Annotated in this window: 16 protein-coding genes; all 16 read left to right on the top strand. The window is 63.1% G+C overall.

Annotated elements, in window-relative coordinates; genetic code table 11:
- Positions 1-553 precede the first annotated feature (553 nt).
- The 16 genes from QMF22_RS16545 (at position 554) to QMF22_RS16470 (ending at position 20,289) form a co-directional block, all read left to right on the top strand.
- Positions 554-1,741, top strand: coding sequence for a hypothetical protein (locus QMF22_RS16545; RefSeq protein WP_283455659.1), 1,188 nt, complete (start codon positions 554-556; stop codon positions 1,739-1,741).
- Positions 1,742-1,760: 19 nt separating this feature from the next.
- Entirely contained in the window at positions 1,761-2,090 is a 330-nt protein-coding gene (locus tag QMF22_RS16540; RefSeq protein ID WP_233198210.1) for a pilin, read from the top strand.
- Between the two features lie 8 nt (positions 2,091-2,098).
- Positions 2,099-2,794, top strand: coding sequence for a hypothetical protein (locus QMF22_RS16535; RefSeq protein WP_283455656.1), 696 nt, complete (start codon positions 2,099-2,101; stop codon positions 2,792-2,794).
- Positions 2,788-4,251 carry a hypothetical protein gene (locus tag QMF22_RS16530; RefSeq protein ID WP_283455654.1) on the top strand — a complete coding sequence of 488 codons (1,464 nt, stop codon included), beginning with the start codon at positions 2,788-2,790 and terminating at the stop codon, positions 4,249-4,251. Before QMF22_RS16535 ends, QMF22_RS16530 begins: the two co-directional genes overlap by 7 nt.
- Positions 4,248-5,918: a hypothetical protein gene (locus QMF22_RS16525; protein WP_283455653.1), complete on the top strand. Its 1,671-nt coding sequence runs from the start codon at positions 4,248-4,250 to the stop codon at positions 5,916-5,918. The genes QMF22_RS16530 and QMF22_RS16525 overlap by 4 nt, the downstream gene beginning before the upstream one ends.
- Positions 5,915-7,390: a putative type IV secretion/conjugal transfer ATPase gene (locus QMF22_RS16520; protein ID WP_283455651.1), complete on the top strand. Its 1,476-nt coding sequence runs from the start codon at positions 5,915-5,917 to the stop codon at positions 7,388-7,390. Before QMF22_RS16525 ends, QMF22_RS16520 begins: the two co-directional genes overlap by 4 nt.
- A 4-nt stretch (positions 7,391-7,394) precedes the next feature.
- Complete coding sequence (locus QMF22_RS16515; protein WP_283455650.1) at positions 7,395-8,456, top strand: hypothetical protein; 1,062 nt, start codon at positions 7,395-7,397, stop codon at positions 8,454-8,456.
- Between the two features lie 256 nt (positions 8,457-8,712).
- Positions 8,713-8,955, top strand: coding sequence for a glutaredoxin family protein (locus QMF22_RS16510; RefSeq protein WP_283455648.1), 243 nt, complete (start codon positions 8,713-8,715; stop codon positions 8,953-8,955).
- 426 nt (positions 8,956-9,381) lie between these two features.
- Positions 9,382-10,041, top strand: coding sequence for a hypothetical protein (locus QMF22_RS16505; protein WP_283455645.1), 660 nt, complete (start codon positions 9,382-9,384; stop codon positions 10,039-10,041).
- A 164-nt stretch (positions 10,042-10,205) separates the two neighbouring features.
- Positions 10,206-10,568 (top strand): hypothetical protein, encoded by a 363-nt coding sequence (locus QMF22_RS16500; RefSeq protein ID WP_283455643.1) that lies wholly within the window; start codon positions 10,206-10,208, stop codon positions 10,566-10,568.
- Between the two features lie 685 nt (positions 10,569-11,253).
- Positions 11,254-11,691: a DUF3846 domain-containing protein gene (locus QMF22_RS16495; RefSeq protein ID WP_283455642.1), complete on the top strand. Its 438-nt coding sequence runs from the start codon at positions 11,254-11,256 to the stop codon at positions 11,689-11,691.
- Between the two features lie 476 nt (positions 11,692-12,167).
- Positions 12,168-13,001 carry a hypothetical protein gene (locus QMF22_RS16490; RefSeq protein WP_283455640.1) on the top strand — a complete coding sequence of 278 codons (834 nt, stop codon included), beginning with the start codon at positions 12,168-12,170 and terminating at the stop codon, positions 12,999-13,001.
- Positions 13,002-13,318: 317 nt separating this feature from the next.
- On the top strand, positions 13,319-14,836 hold the full coding sequence (locus QMF22_RS16485; protein ID WP_283455638.1) for a type I restriction-modification system subunit M: 1,518 nt from the start codon (positions 13,319-13,321) through the stop codon (positions 14,834-14,836).
- On the top strand, positions 14,829-16,034 hold the full coding sequence (locus QMF22_RS16480) for a restriction endonuclease subunit S (protein ID WP_283455636.1): 1,206 nt from the start codon (positions 14,829-14,831) through the stop codon (positions 16,032-16,034). The genes QMF22_RS16485 and QMF22_RS16480 overlap by 8 nt, the downstream gene beginning before the upstream one ends.
- Positions 16,031-19,027: a type I restriction endonuclease subunit R gene (locus tag QMF22_RS16475; RefSeq protein WP_283455634.1), complete on the top strand. Its 2,997-nt coding sequence runs from the start codon at positions 16,031-16,033 to the stop codon at positions 19,025-19,027. The genes QMF22_RS16480 and QMF22_RS16475 overlap by 4 nt, the downstream gene beginning before the upstream one ends.
- A 131-nt stretch (positions 19,028-19,158) precedes the next feature.
- Positions 19,159-20,289, top strand: a complete 1,131-nt coding sequence (locus tag QMF22_RS16470) for an ImmA/IrrE family metallo-endopeptidase (RefSeq protein WP_283455632.1) — start codon at positions 19,159-19,161, stop codon at positions 20,287-20,289.
- The last annotated feature ends 4 nt before the right edge of the window (positions 20,290-20,293 follow it).

The following is a 20,293-nucleotide window of genomic DNA, read 5'->3' as shown; positions in this document are numbered from 1 at the left end:
GGGAGAGCCGAAAGTGCCCAGAATCTCAGGCGAAATAAGGGAGCCTGCGACCGCGTCTGAGAATCTGGGAACGCAGGCGCGAAGCGAGCTACGATGACCGGCCGGAAAGGTCAAACAAGCCCTTCAAAAACAGGCCGCGAACGCGGCTCAAAATTTGGGGGTTGCAGCGGCGCCAGCCGCTTCCATTCAGGTCCTTGCATCGTCCTGCCGCCACTACCCGCCAACCCAGCCTGAGGCCTACCCAGGTCCCGAACTGGTTGTTGCCGCCGGGACTTTTCGAGGGCATTTTGTGTCTTCTTGGCGGTGTGTCGCCTCCAATGTCAGAGGTGAGCATTACTCTCGACGTAGACGGCAACGACGCCGCACAGAAAGGAAAAAGTGACGGTGCGCACCCGGTCCGCTCGAACGGATACGACAGCCCCGCTGGCAGCAATAGGCCCGGCTGTTGCCACAATCCGTCGGCGCTCGGCCAACCCCGTCACTGATGCCAATCGCTGTGTTGTTGTGGTGATTGACGAGCACCGTATCGAGTCCTAGAGAGGGAGATTTTCTTGTGTCCACTCAGAATCAGGCAACAACGACACAGACCACGAACCAGCACACCGACCCACCCGTCAGCACCGCCTTTCGCGGCGCCTCACGCGCCCAGGGCTACATCGAAGCAGATGCCCCCACCCACGAACGCCCTGCAGTCACGGCCCCAGAGCTCCGGGCCGTCGACGAGACTGGTGCGCCGGCCGCCGCGACGCCGCAGCAGCCGGCGGGACGCCCCTCGGAACCGGCTCTGGCCGACCTGTTCGGCGGCGCCGACCACAACCTCGGACTACTCTCCACCGCCCCACCAGCGCAGGGCGCGCAGCGCGGCCTGCGCGGCATCCTCTCCCGCCTCGGGCTGTCGATCACGCCAGGGCCCGCGGAGCTGGCGGAGCGCGAGCAGGCCGAGGCGCTGCGCCGGGATGAGGAAACGATCCGGCAGGCAACCTGGACCCGCGCGGTGAGCGTGTTGGTTGCCAACCAGAAAGGCGGCGTCGGGAAGACACCGTCGGCGATCATCGCCGGCGGAGTCCTCGCCGCCGCCCGCGGCGGATCAGTGTGCATCCTCGAGGTCTCCGACGACCCCGGCGCCCTCTCGTTCCGGGCTGAAGGGAACCCGGCCCGCGGCATGGGCGAACTCGTCCGCGACGTCGACACCATCAGCAGCGCCGGCCAGCTCGCCGGCTACACCGCGCCTCAAACCTCGTTCGCCTCCGTGATCGGCACCGTCCGTCGCAGGCCGCGCCTCACCCGCGACGACGTGACGGCTGTCGCGGCAGTCGTCGACCAGTACTACGGCATCCGAGTCATGGACAGCGGCAACCAACCTTCCTCGTCCGCGTTCCAGGGCGCCGTCGACACGGCGGACGCGTTGGTGATTCCGGTGTTCAACGCCGGAGACGCGGTGCTGGAGGCGGTCGCGCTGCTGGACGTGATGCGTTCGGCCGGCGGCAAGGCCGCAAGCCTGGCCGACCACGCGACAATCCTGCGGTTGACCGATGGGCGGCCGGAGAACCGGCAGGTCGTCGACCGGGTCGATCAGATCATCGCCGACGCCGGCGTCGAGCAGGTGTTCACCATCCCGTATGACCCGCACATTGCTGAGCGCGGGCAGATCACCCTCGGGCATCTCGCCCCGCCGACGCGACGCGCGTTCGCCGCCGCGGCGGCAGGCGTCGTTCGTACTTTGCAAGCCACCGTCCGATAGCCGCGAAAGGCGAAGCGCCATGCTCACAGAATCCCTGCAGACCCTCGTGGGCACCATCGTGCGCACGATTGACAACCCACTCGATGGCATCCTGCCGGACTTCACCATCTTCGGGACGGAATTTACCCTGCTTTGGCAGAAGCTCCTCGCCGGGGTGTGGGGGATCGGCATCATCCTGGCGATCGTGTTCCTGATCATCGGCATCATCAAGATGGCCAGCGCCTCCAGCGGCGGCAACCCGAACGAGTACAAGACAGCTCGCAATCAGGCTATGTGGGCTGGTATCTCCCTTGGCGTGCTGGCCGCCCTCGCCGTGATCGTCGGCGCTATCCTTGCCGTCTTCGGATAGGAGCTCTCGTGCATGCGACCGCACCACCCACCCGCCGCACCTGGCCCTGGATCGTCGGCGCCGCCATCCTCGTTGGCGCCCTCATCATCGCCGGCGCCGTCTACTACGGCAGCCAGGCCGGCACCGCCACACCCACGGCTGAACCGACAATCCCGGTGACAAGCAGCACACCGTCGCCGAGTACGCCACCGGTCGAAGCGGAGCCGACCGGATGCCTCGGCGGCGAGGCACGCGACGCCGCCATGGTGCTCGCTGCACAGAAGGCGGCGCCGCAAACGACCAACGGCGCAGTCGACTTCGCAGCGTCTTTTGTGCGGTGGATTCAACGCTTTCCCTATCCATCCGCCGACGACGCTGCCGCTGTCGGTGGCAGCGCGATGGCGCGCGACTCTGTAATGAGCGATCTGCCCGGGTATCTGTCTGGTCAGCCCGATCTGTCGGGCGGCGTCGTTGGACCTGGTGTCGCGTATTACATGAGCACCATTCCCGGTGTTTGGAACGTGGAATCGGCGGCCGGTGATCGAGTTGAAGTGTCGATTGGCACTGCTTTTGTCATCGATGGAGCGCTCAGTCCCACACTGAACTCGGCCATCACGGTTGTGACGGTGTGGGAAGACGGGAATTGGAAAATCTTCGATGCGGACGGTAACCGTTCGCCGGAGAGTTTGTACTCGGTGGGGCAGCCATTCACGGAGGGATGCTGATGCTCGCGCAGGCACTCATGCTCGCGACCGATGACGGTTGGTGGAACCCTGTTCAACCTATCGCCGATGCCTTCAACACTGCAGTGGGTGTCGCGTCGTATTGGTCCGACCCGTGGGGCAACTCCTTCAAGATGCTTCGCGACACGGCGACGGGCATGAGCCGCGACATCATGCCGGCGCTGACCAGTGCGACGCTGCCGGATTTGACGTCGGATTGGTTCATTAGCGCCTACAAGATCAGCTTCGCCACGGCGATCTTCGTGGCCGTGTTGTTGTTGATCCCGCAGTCGGTGCGCACGGCGCGCGGCGCCCAGGCGGGCCGCGACCTGGTTGAGTCCGTGGGTCTCTATTTTGGGACGTTCCTGCTCGGGGCCATGTTTGGGCCGATGTTCGGGATCATGCTGATCAATTTCTTCCACTCCCTGACGGACGTTTTTGTCGCAGCGGGCCTGACCGGCACGGCGACGACTGTCACCGGGCAGTTCAGCTCCATGATTGAGCAGGCTGACCCGGTCGGTATCACCGGCGGGATCGTCATGGGCGTCATCTTGATGATCTGCATGATCTTCGCCCTTTTCTTGGTGCTGCTGATGTTGTTGGTGCAGCTGGTGACGCTGTACTTCACCGGGGTGCTGCTGCCGCTCGGGCTGGTGTGGATCATCGACAAGAACAAACGCTCCTTCGGCTTGAAGATCGCCGCGCTGTGGATTGGCATTCTTGCCGCACACCCGTTGCTGTTCCTGCTGCTGGGTCTGGCGTTTTCCATGACGGCGAACCAGCTCAGCGCGTTCGGCAACAACTTCGGTCTGCAATCGATGGTGTCGCTCCTAGTAGCCATCATCGGTCTGCTGATGGCCGCGCTCTCGCCGCTTCTGCTGATGAAGTTCGCGCCGATTATTCCGATGGCCTTCGGTGGCACGACCGGTCCGTCCGTGGACGTTGGGAAGCACATCGGGGCGCAGACCATGACTGAAGCTACCGAACGCTACGGCCAACCCTCCAGCCAGGATCGGTCCAGCTCAACAACCACCAAAGAGTCCACGGACTCGACGACCGAGCGCGTTTCGGAGTCCTCGACAGCTCCGGGGAGCCTGTCGGAGGTCATCGGTAATCGCGCTGCTGCTGCCGCAGCCGGCACTGGCGCGGCCGGTGAAGGGGCGACGATCGGCGCCGGCCGCGCAGCGACCGCGACGGCGGGAGCTGCCGGGGCCAGTGTGGCCGCTGGCGGAGGCGCGGCCGCGGCTGAGACCGGGCTTGCCGCCGTTGGGACGGCGGAGTCGGCGACCGGCGCGGGCGCGGTTGTCGGCGTTCCGACGTTGATCGCGGCGGCGGGGATCGCCGCTGCGCACAAGGGTGTCGAGGTCGTCGGGAAGGGCGTGGATTTGGCGCAGACGGCGGGGGAGCAGGTGACGGAGTCGATGGATGACACCCCGACTCTGGGAGGAGATCGCCCATGATGACGGACCTGCGTAACCGGACGGTCATCCGTTATCTGGGTGGGGAGAGTGGACACCGCTCTTTTTTCGGCGGGACGCACTCTCGCGCCCGGATCATCTTCCTGGCCTGCTCGCTCGTGTTCGGGATGGTGTTCACCCCGCTGATCGGCTGGCCCGCCCTCGCCGCGGCCGCAGTCAGTTGCGGGGTGACGTTCCTGGTCACCGCGAAAACGCACCGCGGATCGATCGTCGACCGGCGGCGCAAGCGCGCCCGGTGGAAGAAGCGCAGTCACGATGGCACGACCCGGTTCGTGCCCTACGAGGTCGGGGCGTGGGACCAGCTCCAGCAGGCTCTTGCCGAGGCCCGCGCCGCCACGGGCGCGGCGGCCCGGGCGGCTGCTGCGGAGGCGGGCCGGGCGGTAGTGGCGATGCGGGCGAACCCGGACGGGTCGGACGGGCTCGGCTGGCTGCAATACGGCCGGGGCGAGCCCGGCATTGCCTGGCATGCCCCCGTTGGGGAGCAGAGCTACCTGTCGGTGACGTTCACCGTCAGCGGGCAGCTGCGCGGGATCGAATCGGCCAGCGTGATGGCGCGCGCGGCCCACGGCTGGGGTGCGTTCCTCGCCGCCCGCGCCGTGCCCTCCGTTCTCGTGCAAGACGTGCAGATCACCACTCGGGTGCTGCCGGCCGATACGGCGTTGCAGGAATTCTGGGTGCTGAACAACCTCGACCCGGCTGCGCCGGTCGACGCGGTCGCCTCCTACGAAGAAGTACTACGCCTAACCGGGAACGATGCGATGGTGCAACGCCACTTCGTTACCGTGAACTGGCCGCTCACCCCCGCCTTCATCGACGCCGCTCGCAAATACGGCGATGGGCGGGACGGGTGGCGGGCGTTGATGCGGCAGGAGATCGCCTCGACTCAGCGTGGTTTGGCGGAGTCGAAGATTGGCCGGGTGGAGGTGCTGACGGCGCGGCAGGTGGCGGCGGTGGTGCGGCATCAGCAGAACCCGTCGCGGCCGATCGACTTCGTCGCCGACGTGCACCCGAACCGGGTCGGCGAACCCGCCGAGGAGGAATTCTCCGCGCACATCGTCGACAGCATCGACCCGCTCACCGGGCTGCCGGTGCGGTGGTGGCACCGCACCGCCGCGATCCGCGCCGAAGCGCTCGCCACCGCCGCCCGCACCCAACTGTGGGTGCTGGACCTGCTGATCGGGAAGGACATCCAGTTCATCCGCTCGGTCAGCTTCCATCTACACCTGGTGCCGGCGTCGGAGGCGAAAGTCGCTGCCCGGCAAGATCTGGTCCGCGACACGGCCGAAGCCCTCTCCCGGAGGGAGGCCGGGCAGCTCGACACGGACGATACCGACGTGCACATGACGGCCGCCAGGCGCCGCCGGCAAGACCTCATCTCCGGCTCGCAGCACCACGGCGCCGTCTGGATCGGGTTCGTGACCATCTCCGTCCGCTCCCGCGAAGAACTGGCGCGGGCATCCAGGCAGCTCGAGGAAACCTGCTCGACCGGCCTGGGCATTGAAAGCCTGGACTGGCTCGACTCGTACCAGGCCGCCGCATCTGGCACGACGTGGCCCATGGGCCGCGGCCTGGCCGCATCCACGCCATCGTTCTCCGCCCGCGTCTACAGCCGCCTGGCCGGCAAATCCGACAAGGAGGCCCTCACATGACCACACCCAACGACACCAATTCATCCCGCGCGAAGCTGTGGGCACTGCCCGTGCTGCGCCGCTTCGCACCGCCCGTCGAAGTCCCCGGCGACAAGGCTGGCGGGACCGACGCGGCCGGTAGCCGTGGTGCGGTGGAGATTGTGCCGTGGGCACTGCCCGGCACGCCGCTGCGCACCCAGGCGGCGGCGGCTCGGCGCGGCTTTTACGCGCCGGCGCTGGCTGGCGCGCCAACGACGACGCGGCAGGCCGAGATCCTCAACACTGCGCTGATCGGCCCGCCGACCGGCACCCGCGGTGTCGTCAACGGGCGGGACGTGCTCTCCCGTACGACGATCTCCCACGACCCCGTGACGGCGTATAACTCGGAGCCGCGGGAGGTGTCGAGTCCGAACGTGATCGTGATGGGCGACGTCGGCGCCGGCAAAAGCTCCCACACCAAATGCAACTACGTCGTCCGGCCCCTGCTGCTGCAGGGCCGGCGTGGGGTGGTGTTTGACAAGAAGGATCAGAACGGGGAGGGCGAGTACTCCAACGTGGTGCGGCATTACGGGTTTGAACCGATCCGGTTCACCACCGATGGCACCGGCACTACCCTGAACCTGCTCGATCCGATGATCGCCCGCGGCACCGGCGTCGACGGTCAAATTCGGTTGCTGAACATCGTCACCCGCATAGCTCGCGGAGACCAGCCCCTCAACGGCTGGGAAGAAGAAGCCCTCCGCGCAGCCCTCCGCCGCACCGTCGGCCAAACACACGGGCGGGCCCCGGTGCTCGCCGACGTGCTGCCGAACCTCGGCCTCGTCGTCGACGATGACGACTACCGCACCCTGTCGGCCACCGCCCGCGACGACCTGCATAAGGCCGGCCTGTCCGTGAAGTGGACGTTGAACGGGCTGCTCGACGAATACGCCGGCCTCCTCGACGGCGAAACCTCAGCAGCCGTGGACCTCAGCGGCAAGCTGACATCGTTTGATATTTCGCAGCTGCCCGATGACGGCCCGGCGGTGCCGGTGGTCATGGCGATCGGGAACATGTGGATGCTCGGCCGGCTGCGAAGCGAACGCACCTCCGCGACGACCGTTGTTTATGAGGAGGGCTGGCACATGATCGGTGGACCGTCGGCGCAGCTGATCAAAGCCAACCAAAAACTCTCCCGGGGCCTGGGCATCTCGAACGTGTTCGTCATGCACAAAGGCACCGACATTCCCAAAGACTCACCCGGCATGGCCATCATCCAGGAAGCACAAACCGTCATCGTCTACCGGCAGTCCCGCCCCGAAGACGCCCTCTGGTGCCAGCAAACCTTCGGGTTCGCCCCGGAGACGGCACGCACCATCGAGAACCTCGCCGATGGACATTACATCTTCAAATATGGGTCGCACCCGGAAGCGCACGTGGAGCACATCCGCTCCGAGTGGGAGCGGCAACTGACCAACACCGACGAGGGCCTGTCCGTCGGCACCATCTTCTAACACCATGGGCCTGGTCAAACTGCTCGCCACCAGCCTCACCGGCCTGCTCCTGACCGTCGGCGGCACCGTCGCCCTCTCCTCCGGCACCGGCACCACCTGCGGCATGACCGCGGTCAACCGAGCGGATGCCGCCCAGCACGACGCCGTCTCCGGGTATAGCGGAGACCAGCTCGCCAACGCCGCCGACATCATCAACGCCGGCGTCCAGCTCGGCCTCACCGCGCAGGCGCAAACTCTCGGCGTGATGACGGCGATGGGGGAGTCCAGCCTGATCAACCTCGACCACGGCGACACCGCCGGCCCGGACAGCCGCAGCCTGTTCCAACAACGCGCCACCTGGGGATCCCTTGCGGAGCGGATGGACCCCACCATCTCAGCCCGGCTGTTCTTCCAACGCCTCATCGCGCTCACGGGGTGGGAGACGATGACGCCATCGGCGGCAGCATCCGCTGTGCAGATCAACGCCGACCCGGAACACTACGCACCGTTCTTCGCGCCGGCGACCGACGTCGTCACCGCACTGACCGCCAGTTCCGCCGGCGCGTGCGGGGTCGGCGGGGATGCAGTCGCTCTGGCGCAACAGCTCGTCACCGCCGCCGACAACGGGCAGCTGCGCGGCCTCGTCCCCGACCATCTGAAGGAGATCCGGTGGATCGCCAGCGGGCAGACCGTCCCGGACTGCGGCATCGACACCCGCATCCTGCAGGTGATGGTCCTGACCGTCAACCAGTTTCACCAGGTCGGCGTCAGCGACATCAACCGCAAATGCACCGGGCAACTCCTCGGCGCCGGCACCCAGTCCTCGCACTGGATCAACGGCGGCGGCGGAGCCGTCGACTTCTACTCCCTCGGCGGACGCAGCCTCACCGGCGCCGACGGCCAGTCCCTGCGCCTGATCGGACTGCTCGACCCGGTCATGCCCACCGGGGCACGGATCGGACAGGCAGACTGCCGGCGTGAGGCCGGCATCCGCTTGGCGGTGGTGCACTTCACCCAGTTCGACGACACCTGCAACCACCTGCACCTCGACGTCGCGTTCACCGCTGATCCGATGACCGTTGGATAACCGCAAAGCTCCACCCACCGTAGGGGTGGTGTCTGTTCGTTCGAGGAGACTGCTGGCCCGGGCGGGCGCTGACCAACGTGCGCACGGTGTGCCGACCGGTGGGACAACTGGGCTCGGCGTTCCCTCCGGTCGCTTATTTCCTCACCCACTGGCCCCACCACTCGGTCCCGCACTAATGGTCGCTCCCTCCCGGGCACAGCGAACCTCCGCTACCGAACAGCACCACCCCCAAGACGTGAGTGAAAGGAGCCCCGCGATGAACGAAACAGTCGGCGTCATCGTCTACACGAAACCAAACTGCCAACCCTGCCGGATGACCAAACTCGCCCTCGACAAGCAGGGCATCAACTACACCGTCGTCGACCTCACCGAAACACCCGCCGCACTCACCTACGTGCAAGACGAACTCGGCTACAGCAGGGCACCCATCGTCGTCATCGACGACCACAACCACTGGGCCGGCTTCCGACCCGACCTCATCGCCAAAATAGGCCACTAACCGCCCCGCCGATCAACGAGGCCCGCGGCAGCAGGGCCACGCATCTCGCAAAGAAGCGACCAAGAGCGCGCCGCGAGGAGTGACCAGCGTGGCGATCACCACACGGGGCGGGAGGCCGGCAACCTCGGCGTGCTCAGCCCCACGAAGCGGTGGCCGCACTTCGGAGCTACCGCCTCGGACCAGACGCAACCCCGTGGGGCCCCCGGGGGAGACCCTGCGGGTCCTCGGACCGCTACGCGGACGCCTTGTCGTTTTTTTGTCTGTCTGGCCGGTCATCGTAGTTCGCTTCCGTGCCTACGTGCCCACCTGCTCGGGCGCGGTCGCAAGCTCCCTTATTTCCCCCGACCAGCCGTGCACTCCGGCACTCCCGCTCTCTATCGATTCTCTTGCCAGCCAGGCAAAAAAATCAGTTGAGCGGAGAGAATCATGCCCCAGTTCCCCGTCACCACCCGTCCCGAACGCACCAGCGACGACATAGCAGCCGACCGCAAAGCAGCCAACGCATTCTTTGCCCGATACGCGGCATCCGGCACTTACAGACAGCGCGACCGGGACGCCCTCCTCCGGTTCTACAGCTACGACTGGAATCTCATCTGCTGCGTCATCGAAGCCACCGAATGGTCCCGAAGCCACGCAGACGATAGCGCAGCGCACCGCGCCGCACGACGAGCTGAACGCGCCGCCCAAGCAGCCCTGAACGACATTCCCGCGCGCGACGATTCCCGCCTACGTCCCTATGTGCACGCCGCGACCATGAAGCGCCTGACGACCCCCGGTGTGACGCCCCGCCCGGTGAGTGAACGCCTCACTGCCCGAGGCCAAGCCGACCTCTTCTGGGCCCGGTGCCAGAATCCCAGCGACAAGTTTCGTGCCGCCGTCCTCCACGACGCCGACCAGCCCTTCAACCAGTGGTTGCTCCTGCACCCCGGCTATGGGCCCCTGCAGGATGCGCCCGAAGGATACGCAGGGACACTTCGACTGCCCAAGTCGCAACGATTCGTGCCCGGCTCGATCCGGCCGGCAGGAATCAGCTACGACCGTGCACTGGATATCGCCCTCGCCGCCCTCGACAACACCAGCCACTAATCCCGGGTGAGACCGCCGCCAGGCGGAGGTCTCACCCGGTGAGGGGGAACATCCCCCTCACACTCCCCCAACCGCGCGACGTTATCCACAGACCGGCCTGATCGGCGGCGTCCGCCAGCGTCCGCGCTTTAGCGTCAAGGCCTATCAGTTGCGAAAGGACCCTCATGCGTTTTCTCAAACTTGCCGTCACCACCTACGGACATGACCGCTCCCGGCCGATCATCGGCGCCGACGACATTTGGATCAACCTCGACCAGGTCGTCTTGATCGAGGAACAGCTCGACAGCAACACCTTCGCCGACGCTGTGCGCGAGGGAATCGCGCCGGAGGAGCACTATCCCTGCGTGGAGCTGACCACGTCGAACGGAAGCACACACCTCGTGTCGCTCGGCGTGTGCGCAGATCAGTCCAGCGGTTTCGTCGCCCTGACCCGATTCATACCCCTGCTCCTGGGCGGCAGCGATGAAGGCACGCAGCTCGCAGAGCTCCTGGCAGACACACCGTCGATCAGGGCGTTCCGACAGTAGGAGCCGGTGATGGTGTCCTCATCGAATTTCCGACGTTAGGGGCTATCGTCACGGACGAACGCGGAGACTTGGTGCGACAAGCTCATCTGGTGAAGTCCGTTGAATCCATGACCGAGGCCGGCGCGGAAATCCGCGAACGTTCCTCGATCGCCGTCGTTCATAGACGTCTGTGACCCGAGCATGGCGCACCAGCGCTCGACGGCACGAGTGCTCTCGTCGACTGACAGGCCGGGGATGATGCGGGCGACCTCTTCGGACCGGCGCTTTCGCCGTTCGTCGTCCTGAAAGTCGCTGTCGCTCTTGTCGCGGAGCTCATCCGGCCAGAATAACGGCACTCGCCGCACCGCCCTCCAGCCCGGCCGCAGCCCATACGAGTGCCCTTCGACGGCGGTGGAGCCGCTCCGCGGTGCTGTTCTGTGCTGACGAACATTTTTAGTCCATTCCGGCCGGTCATCGTAGCTCGCGTCGCGCCTCCGTTCCCAGATTCTCAGACGTGGTCGCAGGCTCCCTTATTTCGCCTGAGATTCTGGGCACTACGGCTCTCCCGCTCGCTATCGATTTCTCTCGCCGGAAGGCACAAAAAACAGTTGTTCAAGGGAGAAACCAAGTGACACACACCGGCAAGCACAAGCCAACTCGGGCCGGCAACTCGCCATCCGCAACCCCAAAAGCGAAGGAGATAACCATGACCAGCACGGCGAACACGACCGAGGGCCTCCACGGCTTGCGCATCACTCTCGACGAAATGGAAAGCATCTGCGTCGACCGCATGCACACCGTCACCTCACTGCAGCAAAGCATCGCCTGCGACACCTTCGACGTCGTTCGGCTCGACCACGATATCGACCTGTTCGTCGACGATGAAGGAGCCATCAATGGCTCCCCGCTAAATCTGGCCCTGACGATCATTGCCCACGCCCTCGGCACCCCGGCTGTGCTGTTCGGGAATGCGATTGCGCTTGGGTGTGACCCCAACACCGGCGACAGCCTCAGCCTCACCGCTGAGCAGGTGGTCCGTCTCACTGCCGCAATCGCCAGCAAGCCCTCACCTGAACTCATCGACCGCCTCGCGGAAAGCCTCGCCCCTCTACCTGAAATCGTGGAACTCCTCCGCAGCCTGTAACGCGGGACGGCTGGCCTGACACCAATCAGGCCAGCTGTCAGAGAACCACAGGGGCGAGTGGTAAGGGGGCTGGCGTCCTACTAACGGAAACTGCACTTTGCAGCTCCCTATTTTTGGACGGATGCCGGATCCGGAGCCGGCAATGTCCCCGTGCGGGCCTGAAAGGTGGCCGCGCCGTATATTCGATAGGACCGGTCGAGTCGTGCTTTGCTCGACTCCGTTTTCCGAATGATTGGGATCGAATGGTGCTTCAACGGCTTCCGCGGACGGCTGCCCTCGATGGAGTTGACTTGTTTCGTCGTCTCGATATAACCGCCGGGGACACTCAGCTGAGTGACCCTCGTCGGCTTGACGCTGTCGTCGAGCGGTTGCGCTCAGATATTGCAGCCACGCTCAGCGCACCGACCTCAGTTAGAGGTTGGCGAGCTCAGGCTATGTTTGCTTCCTTAGTAGCAGCTCTCGACGGATGCGAACTGATGACATTCGTCGATACCGGCGAAATTTACTATGACGGTGAACACCTAAAGCCGGCCGACTACTTCCTTGCCCTTCGCAACGGGAGACGGATTGTTGTCGATGTCAAGGATCCGGGAATCGATACGGCGGCAAAGACGACAAAGCCGCTCAAGATTAGCGACGCGGAACGTAGTCGACTCCAGCGGTTTGCCGATCTCTACGGCGCGGAACTTTTTATCGCCGCGTACGTATCAGTAGCTTCGATGTGGCTACTCCTACCGATTGACTCCTTCACCCATCAATCGACGAACTCACACACGATTACATTGGGCGATGCGGTCGCGGCCAACGAAATGAGTATTCTCGGCGACCTCTCAATGGGTGTAATGGCGCCTCTTCGAATCGACGTCTGGGCCGAACTTGATCAGCCGAGAACCATTGGCAAAGATGGACACGCAGAGTTCACGCCCGGCAAGATCATTCTTTCCAGCGGCGCAGGGCCTGTTGTGACGACGGAGGATAAGAACATCATCATGTTCTTTATCCAGTACGGGCACTGGAATCTGCGGCAAGACGTAGAAACAATTGGGGATCAACTAGTTCGACTATCTATGCTCGTTGAGCCGCTTCAGGACGACGTCGACCAAGATTTCCACATCATTGGTTGGCTGTCGCAGATGTATTCGCGCCTCTTTGAAGGGCGCACACAGAACGACTTAGGTGTGACTGCGCTCGACATAGCTGTTGAGCCAGGTGCGCTCGTATCTTTAATTCCGCATGACTTCCATTCCGATGATCTCCCGCTTTGGAAGTTTGAAGTCCGGCCACCGCAAATTGGCGAGGGGCGTTCATAAGCCCGGGCTTTCGTCTTGTGCAAGGAATCGAACCTGAGCGTGTCGAGGGCCACGCGACGCCTAACCCTCAACCCATCCAACCTCGCTGGAAGCTGCGGCCTCACCGCCGGCGGGCGGCACATTCCGCCGTCGAGGTCAGGCTGAGTGCGCGAAATCGGGCACGCCTCAGAGTTCTAATTGCCCCACACTCGAAACGATGGCGAGGAGCCTCGCCCCGATAGTGGCGGTATTGCGTGTTCGACGCCATCAACGCATGCCAGAGTAGAGATTCACGGGGTGATTCGACTGAGTGATTCCGCCTGCAAGGAGAACTACAGATGACATTGGTCTCGACCCAGCCTGCTCACCTCACCCAGCGCCAACTTGAGGGAGCCCTCTGGGATGCGGCGAATGCCCTACGCGGCCCCGTCGATCCGGCCGACTTTAAAAGCTACGTCTTTCCCGTCCTCTTCTTCAAATGGATCAGCGACACCTGGGACTATAACCACGCCCGTGCGCTCGTCGAGTTCGGCTCCGACCTCGACGACGAGATCGAATCCGACTTCCACATCTTTCAGATTCCAACTGGATGCCATTGGCACGACGTGTACAACACCGTCGAAAACGTCGGCGACATGCTGGCCGGCACTTTACTATCCGTCCAGGAAGCCAACCCTGGGTCTCTTGATGGAGTATTCGGTGATGTGAACTGGGCAAACACTGAACGGCTCCCCGAGACTGCGCTCGTGGCACTTCTTCGAGCGTTTGACCAACTGCAACTCGACGCCGCTACAGTCACCGGCGATATGCTCGGCAGCGCCTACGAATACTTGCTCCGGGAGTTCGCTGAAGCCTCCGGCAAGAAGGCCGGAGAATTCTTCACACCTCGCCATGTCGTGCACCTCATCGTGAAGTTGCTTTCTCCGAAGCCGGGGGAGTCCATCGCCGACCCCGCCTGCGGCTCGGGAGGCATGCTCGTCGAGACGGTCGCAGCCGTGGATGCGGCCGGGGGCGACTCCCGCACTCTCCGCCTCTACGGTCAAGAAATCAACCTCACCACCTCCGCTATCGCCAAGATGAATCTCTATCTGCACGGTGTCGAGGACTTCACGATCGTTCGTGGCGATACCTTTCGGGAGCCCAAGCTGCTCGACGGTGACGAGCTGCGCCATTTCGACCTTGTCATCGCCAACCCGCCGTTCTCACTCAAGAACTGGGGAGCGGATGTCTGGGCCGGCGACCGCTTCGGCCGCGCGATCGGCGAGGTGCCTCCAGCCACTAACGCCGACTTCGCTTGGATCCAGCACATGGTCAAGACGATGAAGCCCGACACCGGACGCGTCGGCGTCGTGATGCCGCACGGCGTGCTGTTCCGTGGTGGTAAGGAGGCGCGCATTCGGGAGGAGCTGCTGCGCTCCGATCAGCTCGAGGCCGTGATTGGTCTGCCGAGCAACCTGTTCTACTCGACCTCGATCCCGGTGTGCATTCTCGTGTTCCGCGCGCACAAGCCGGCCGAGCGCGTCGGTCGCGTGTTGTTTGTGGATGCCTCCGCTCGCTTCACGCCGAGCAAGAACCAGAACGTGATGTCGGATTCCGACATCGAGACCATCGCCGCCGCGTACCAGGCGGGCGACGACATTGACGGGGTAGGCGGCCTCCACTTGCGCCTCGTCGACCACGATGAGATCAAGCACAACGGTTACGACCTCAACATCGGCCGCTACATCAAGTCCGAAACCGTCGCAGAGGCCAACGTTGAGGAGGCGATCATCCTGATGCGCGAGGCCCAGCAGCGGCTGGCGGATGCGCAGGCCGCGCTCGACGAGCGCTTGCGGGCGGCAGGCTTCGATGCGTGAGGGGTGGGAGCGGCGAGCGATCGGGGAGGTTACGTCGGTCCTTCGACGCGGCATAACACCAAGGTACGTCAAGCCCGATGATTCCGATGCACTTGTTGTCGTGAACCAGAAGTGCATCAACTCGAATTACGTCGACTTGAAGCACGCGAAGCTCACGGAGCGAGTACGCGCCTTGAGCGACGATCGATACCTCAAGCGTGGCGACACCCTTGTCTGTTCCACGGGACGTGGGACGCTCGGGCGATCTGCACTCTGGCTGGGTGAGTTGGAATCAACGGCCGACAGCCACGTCACGATAGTTCGTCCTGGCGACGACATTCTGCCGGAGTACCTTGCCTACGTTCTCAGTACCGCCGAGGACGAATTGGTTTCTCGTGGGACTGGTTCGACGAATATGACTGAGCTGAGTGCTGGGGCGATAGCGGATATACCCCTCTGGGTGCCACCAATCGCCGAACAGCGCCGCATCGTCGACCTCATCGGCGCGGTTGATGAGATCATCGGAGCTGCCCGCGAGCACGAAGTAATTTCGGCGCGGGTGCTTACCCAACTCAGAGAGACCATGCTGACGCCTTCAGCGGGGTGGAAGCAGACGAAGATCGGCAACGAGCTCCTGCGGGTTCGTCGGCCCGTCGAAGTGGAGACCACTGCCGAGTATGCAGAGATTGGTACGCGTTCGTATGGGCGCGGTGTCTTTCTAAAAGAACCTGTAAAAGGTGCGGCTTTGGGGAGCAAGAAAGTCTTCTACGTTGCGCCTGGTGATCTCGTTTTCAACATCGTATTCGCGTGGGAGGGTTCCGTGGCATTGCTCGGAGAGGAGTCGCAAGGGCGGATCGCGTCACATCGATTTCCAACGTTTCAAGGGTCACAAGTCTGGTCCGTGGAGTACTTCAATCACTTCTTTGGAACTGCGCATGGCCGCGATCTCCTCGTTCAGCACTCTCCCGGCGGCGCGGGAAGAAACAAGACGCTCAGCGTGCCAAGGCTGTTGGAGGCTGCCGTCCAAGTACCAGCCGACGCGGAGTCGGCCGATTCAATTCTTGCAACTCTCCGAGCGGCAGCGGCTTGTGCCCAGACGTCGGCTCGGCATACGGTTTCAGCCGGTAACCTCCGGTCGCACCTCCTCTCGGCACTCCTTGCCGGCACTCACGAAATCCCCGCCTCCTACGATCGACTCCTCAAGGGCGTCTCCGCATGAGCGGTTTCAACGAAGCATCCGTCGTCCAAATGCCAATCGTCGACCTACTCGTCGCGGGTGGCTGGAAGTACATGCCGGCCGATCAGCTCAGGCGAGCGAACGCATCTGTCATCATTGAAGCCCGTGCTCGGGCGGCGATCGAACGCCTGAACCCGTCGCTCGCTGGCAGGCCCGACCGCGTCGACGAGGTGCTTCGGCACCTGCGCATGACCGTGATCGACGGCGCCGACCTCGGGTTGGTGCGGGCTAATCAGGCACTGCTGGCCTGGCTGCGCGGGCGCAACACCGTGCAACTGACCGATCCGGTGCGGGATGTTCCCGTGGCGTTGCTCGATTTTGCGCATCCGGGCAACAACGAGTTTCTGGTAACTGACGAGGTCGTCTATGGCAAGATCGGGGACAGCGCCCGGTTCGACATCGTGCTGTGGGTGAACGGGCTTCCGCTCGTGGTGGGCGAGACCAAGACCCGGTTCGATGCGAAGAAGACCTGGGTGCTCGGCGCACACGACATCCGCGAGCACTACGAGGTGGAGCGGCGGCCGTTCTTCGTGCCGAACCTGCTGTCCTTTGCGACCGAGGGCAAGGAATTTCGCTATGGGGCCGTGCGGGCGCCGCTAAACCGGTGGGAGCGCTGGGGGGCAACCGAATCTGCCGCGACCCTCGACGGTTGGAAGCGGGTAAAGCTCAGCGTCGAGTCGCTACTTGCCCCGAAGACGGTGTTGCAGCTCATTCGCGACTTTGTGCTCTACGAGACCATCGTCACGAATGGGGTGCCGCAGCTGGTGAAGATTTTACCGCGTTACTTTCAATTCGAGGCCGTCGAGTCCATCGCGCGCCGCGCGAATGAGCCAGGGCCGCAGAAGGGGCTGGTGTATCAGACCCAGGGCTCGGGCAAGACGCTGGCGATGAGCTACGCGGCGGCCAAGCTCATTCGCGACTCGCGTTTGAAGAACCCGACGATCATCGCGATTGCCGACCGGGTGCAGTTGGTGCGCCAGACCTTTGACCAGTTCCATGCTGCCGGCATGCCTCGCCTCACCGAGGCGACGAGCGCCGCGCACCTACGCAAGCTGCTGATGTCGGATGAGCGTGGCATCATCTTCACGACCGTTCACAAGTTCGCCGGAGCCGGGCACCTGAACGACCGCGAGAACATCATCGTGCTCGTTGATGAGGCGCACCGTACCCAGGAAGGCACGTTCGGCCAGCAGATGCGCGCGTCGCTGCCAAACGCCTCCTTTTTCGCGTTCACGGGCACGCCGATCGCCGACCTCACCCGCAATACCTTTGCGCTGTTCGGCGACGACCGTGACCCGGGCAAGGCGCTGAACACATACGATTCGGACCGGTCGATTGCCGATGGAACCACGGTGCCGATGCGTGTGTCGGCCCGGATGGTGAACTTTCATATCGACCAGAAACGACTCGATGAGGCGTTCGAGGAGCTGGCCGCCGACGAAGAACTCGATGAGACCGAGAAGGAATTCATCGCGGCGCGGCTCAGCCGGGTATCAACACTCATCGCGAACCCCGAGCGCATCCGCGCTGTCTGCAAGGACATCGTTGAACACTTCTATTCAACGGTCGACCCGCTCGGCATGAAAGCCCAGATCGTGGTCTACAACCGCGCAATGTGCGCCGCTTATCACGAGGTCTTGTCGGAAATGCTCGCTGAACGGGGCGAGGATCGGGCATCCGTCGTTATGTCGGTGGCGGCGAAAGACGAGCCTGCCTTTGCCGCGCACGAGCTGACCGATGTGCAAGAGGAAGCGCTGCTGAACCGTTTTCGCAACACGTCCGACCCACTGAAGTTTCTCATCGTCACCTCAAAGCTCGGAACGGGATTCAACGCGCCCATCGAGGGGGTGCTCTACCTGGACAGGCCGCTGAAGCTCCACACGCTGTTTCAGACGATCACGCGCACCAACCGGCCGTGGTCGCATCCAGAGACGGCGCAGCCAAAGGCGTACGGGCTGATCGTTGACTACATCGGGCTCGGCGACGGATTCGCTCGCGCGATGAAGCCGAACGACCCCGACGTTCCGCAGGCCGAAATTGATGACACGGGCTTGGTCGATCAGTTCGAGTGGGAGCTGGACGCGCTACTCGACCGGTTCGCTGGCATCGATCGCTTGACGATGAACTTTGCCACTCTGGAAGCCGCTATCGAACGCGTGCCGCACGGGCCTGTCCGCGACCGGTTCGCCGACCAGTTCGCACTCGTTGCGGGCATCTGGGAGGCTCTGGCGCCGGATACCCGGCTCGAGCCACGCCGGCACGACTATCTCTGGGTCGCCAAGGTCTATGCGGCCATCACCCCGAGTGACGGTGACAGCGCCCTGCTCTGGGCGCGGCTCGGCGCCAAGACCCTCGCGCTGGTGCACGAGCACATCTCGAACGTGCAGGTGCGCAACCCGCTGTTCGACGTGGTCATCGCCGATGAACGGACGGTGCAGCGACTCATCAACGAGGGACTGCTCGATGGTGCCGAGGCGCCGGAGGTCATTTCCAAGTCGGCAGAGCAAATCATGGACTCGATCGCGGTACGGATCGCGAAACGACGCGCGGGCCATGACCATCCGGTTTATAAAGCCTTGGCGGAGAGGTTGGAGCGGCTAAGGCTGGCTGAACTCGCCCGGAGTGAAGATTCGCTGGAGTTCTTGCGTGAGATCTTCACCGTTGCCCGAGACTTTAAGATCGCCGAGAAAGCGGATGATGACGGTTCGCTGGCACTGCTACCAGATCCGCGAAAAGGGGCGCTCACTCAGATCTTTGAAGAGTTCAAACCGCGTGATGCAACCGTCATCATCGCGGATGTCGTGCGTTCTGTCGACCAAATTGTGATCGATGTTGGGTTCGACGGTTGGGTGCGCACTCTCGAAGGGGAGAGGGATGTGCGCGTGGAGTTGCGAAAGAAGCTGCGCAGATTCAAGCTGCCCGTTAAGGGCGAGCTCTTTGACCGAGCCTATGAATACATTGCCGAAAATTACTAGTGACAACTTCGTGTGAAGTGCTGAGCCGAGACTATTTCTGACCTGGTGACCAGTGCTCGAGCAACCGAGACAGCGAGGGACCCCTCCCCAGCGATACCGCCGTGATGGCGATTGGCCATACACTGATATTCATGGTGATGATCCCAATCAATGCGAATGTGTTGCGTTGGGCGATTAATGAGGCGCGCATAAGCCCGGAAGTCCTAACCGAACGTTGCCACTTTGCTCCCGGCACTATTGACAATTGGATGGCCGGGGTATCGGCGCCAAACACCGGACAGCTCCGCACGATATCCAGCAGGCTGGGTAGGTCGTTTCAGTTCTTCCTGCTCCCGGAACCACCAACAACAGTTGCCGTCGACGCACGTTTTCGCGGCTCCAGGCACGAAAACACTCCGGAGCCTGAAAAGGAATCCGCAGCGCTCAGAGCTGCTAGGCGAGCTCAAACGCTAGTTCGGTGGGTAGAAGATGGGAGTCTAACGTCACCGAGAATTCTCCCACGTGATGCTAATGAGGCCGCTGCGGCCTACGCCGGGCGGCTCGGAGCGCATCTGCAATGGGCGCTGCCTGAACAGAAGCGAGCTTCATCGAAATCTGCGGTTTTCAAACTCCTACGAAAGCGAGCCGAAGACTTAGGCATCGTAGTCATGATGCAGAGTGCAGGTAAGAAGAGCTTTCGAGGTTTCTCGTTGGACAAGTTGCCTGCGGTGATATTTATTAACAAAGACTATGGCGGAGGGGCACTTAGGTCATTCACGCTCCTTCACGAGCTTGCCCATCTAGGTGCCGGCACCGCAGGCCGAACTTGTTACTACGACGACACGGACGAAGAACGATGGTGCAATAAGGTCGCGACGGAGTTCCTCTTGCCGCAAGAAGCCTTTGCAAAATACGTGGGAGATAGACACGATGGCCTCGTAACGGCCAACGATACCGATATTATTCGACTTGCCTCCAACTATTTTAAGGCGAGTTGGCTTGCGATTGCTATTCGGCTCACCGAGGTCGGTCGTGCCGATCAGAATCTCATCGACCATATCCGAGATAACGCGATTCTGGAGAAAGACCCATCAACGCCAGTCCCTGGTATTGATCGCACTACACCGGTCTTGCGCAGCGAAGAGTTTGGTTCCGCATATATTCGCACTGTCCAGAGGGCTGTGCGCGAATCGCGCTTGAGTGAGTTGGAGGCTAGCAAGCTTCTTCGGGTGAACGCGAAACAGCTGAACAGCCTCTGGCAAGCATCAACAGAGGCTAGGTGAGTGC

The organism is Cryobacterium sp. PH31-L1, from assembly GCF_030063145.1.
Classification (GTDB): domain Bacteria; phylum Actinomycetota; class Actinomycetes; order Actinomycetales; family Microbacteriaceae; genus Cryobacterium.
Note: the sequence above shows the minus strand (reverse complement) of the source record. Positions and strands in the feature narration are given on the sequence as shown.

Excerpts from the sequence above, each read along its gene's own strand:
- QMF22_RS16520 (WP_283455651.1), top strand. The coding sequence starts at position 5,915 with ATGACCACACCCAACGACACCAATTCATCCCGCGCGAAGCTGTGGGCA.
- QMF22_RS16490 (WP_283455640.1), top strand. The coding sequence starts at position 12,168 with ATGACATTCGTCGATACCGGCGAAATTTACTATGACGGTGAACACCTA.
- QMF22_RS16530 (WP_283455654.1), top strand. The coding sequence starts at position 2,788 with ATGCTGATGCTCGCGCAGGCACTCATGCTCGCGACCGATGACGGTTGG.
- QMF22_RS16475 (WP_283455634.1), top strand. The coding sequence starts at position 16,031 with ATGAGCGGTTTCAACGAAGCATCCGTCGTCCAAATGCCAATCGTCGAC.
- QMF22_RS16505 (WP_283455645.1), top strand. The coding sequence starts at position 9,382 with ATGCCCCAGTTCCCCGTCACCACCCGTCCCGAACGCACCAGCGACGAC.
- QMF22_RS16470 (WP_283455632.1), top strand. The coding sequence starts at position 19,159 with ATGGTGATGATCCCAATCAATGCGAATGTGTTGCGTTGGGCGATTAAT.
- QMF22_RS16525 (WP_283455653.1), top strand. The coding sequence starts at position 4,248 with ATGATGACGGACCTGCGTAACCGGACGGTCATCCGTTATCTGGGTGGG.
- QMF22_RS16540 (WP_233198210.1), top strand. The coding sequence starts at position 1,761 with ATGCTCACAGAATCCCTGCAGACCCTCGTGGGCACCATCGTGCGCACG.
- QMF22_RS16495 (WP_283455642.1), top strand. The coding sequence starts at position 11,254 with ATGACCAGCACGGCGAACACGACCGAGGGCCTCCACGGCTTGCGCATC.
- QMF22_RS16480 (WP_283455636.1), top strand. The coding sequence starts at position 14,829 with ATGCGTGAGGGGTGGGAGCGGCGAGCGATCGGGGAGGTTACGTCGGTC.
- QMF22_RS16485 (WP_283455638.1), top strand. The coding sequence starts at position 13,319 with ATGACATTGGTCTCGACCCAGCCTGCTCACCTCACCCAGCGCCAACTT.
- QMF22_RS16515 (WP_283455650.1), top strand. The coding sequence starts at position 7,395 with ATGGGCCTGGTCAAACTGCTCGCCACCAGCCTCACCGGCCTGCTCCTG.
- QMF22_RS16500 (WP_283455643.1), top strand. The coding sequence starts at position 10,206 with ATGCGTTTTCTCAAACTTGCCGTCACCACCTACGGACATGACCGCTCC.
- QMF22_RS16510 (WP_283455648.1), top strand. The coding sequence starts at position 8,713 with ATGAACGAAACAGTCGGCGTCATCGTCTACACGAAACCAAACTGCCAA.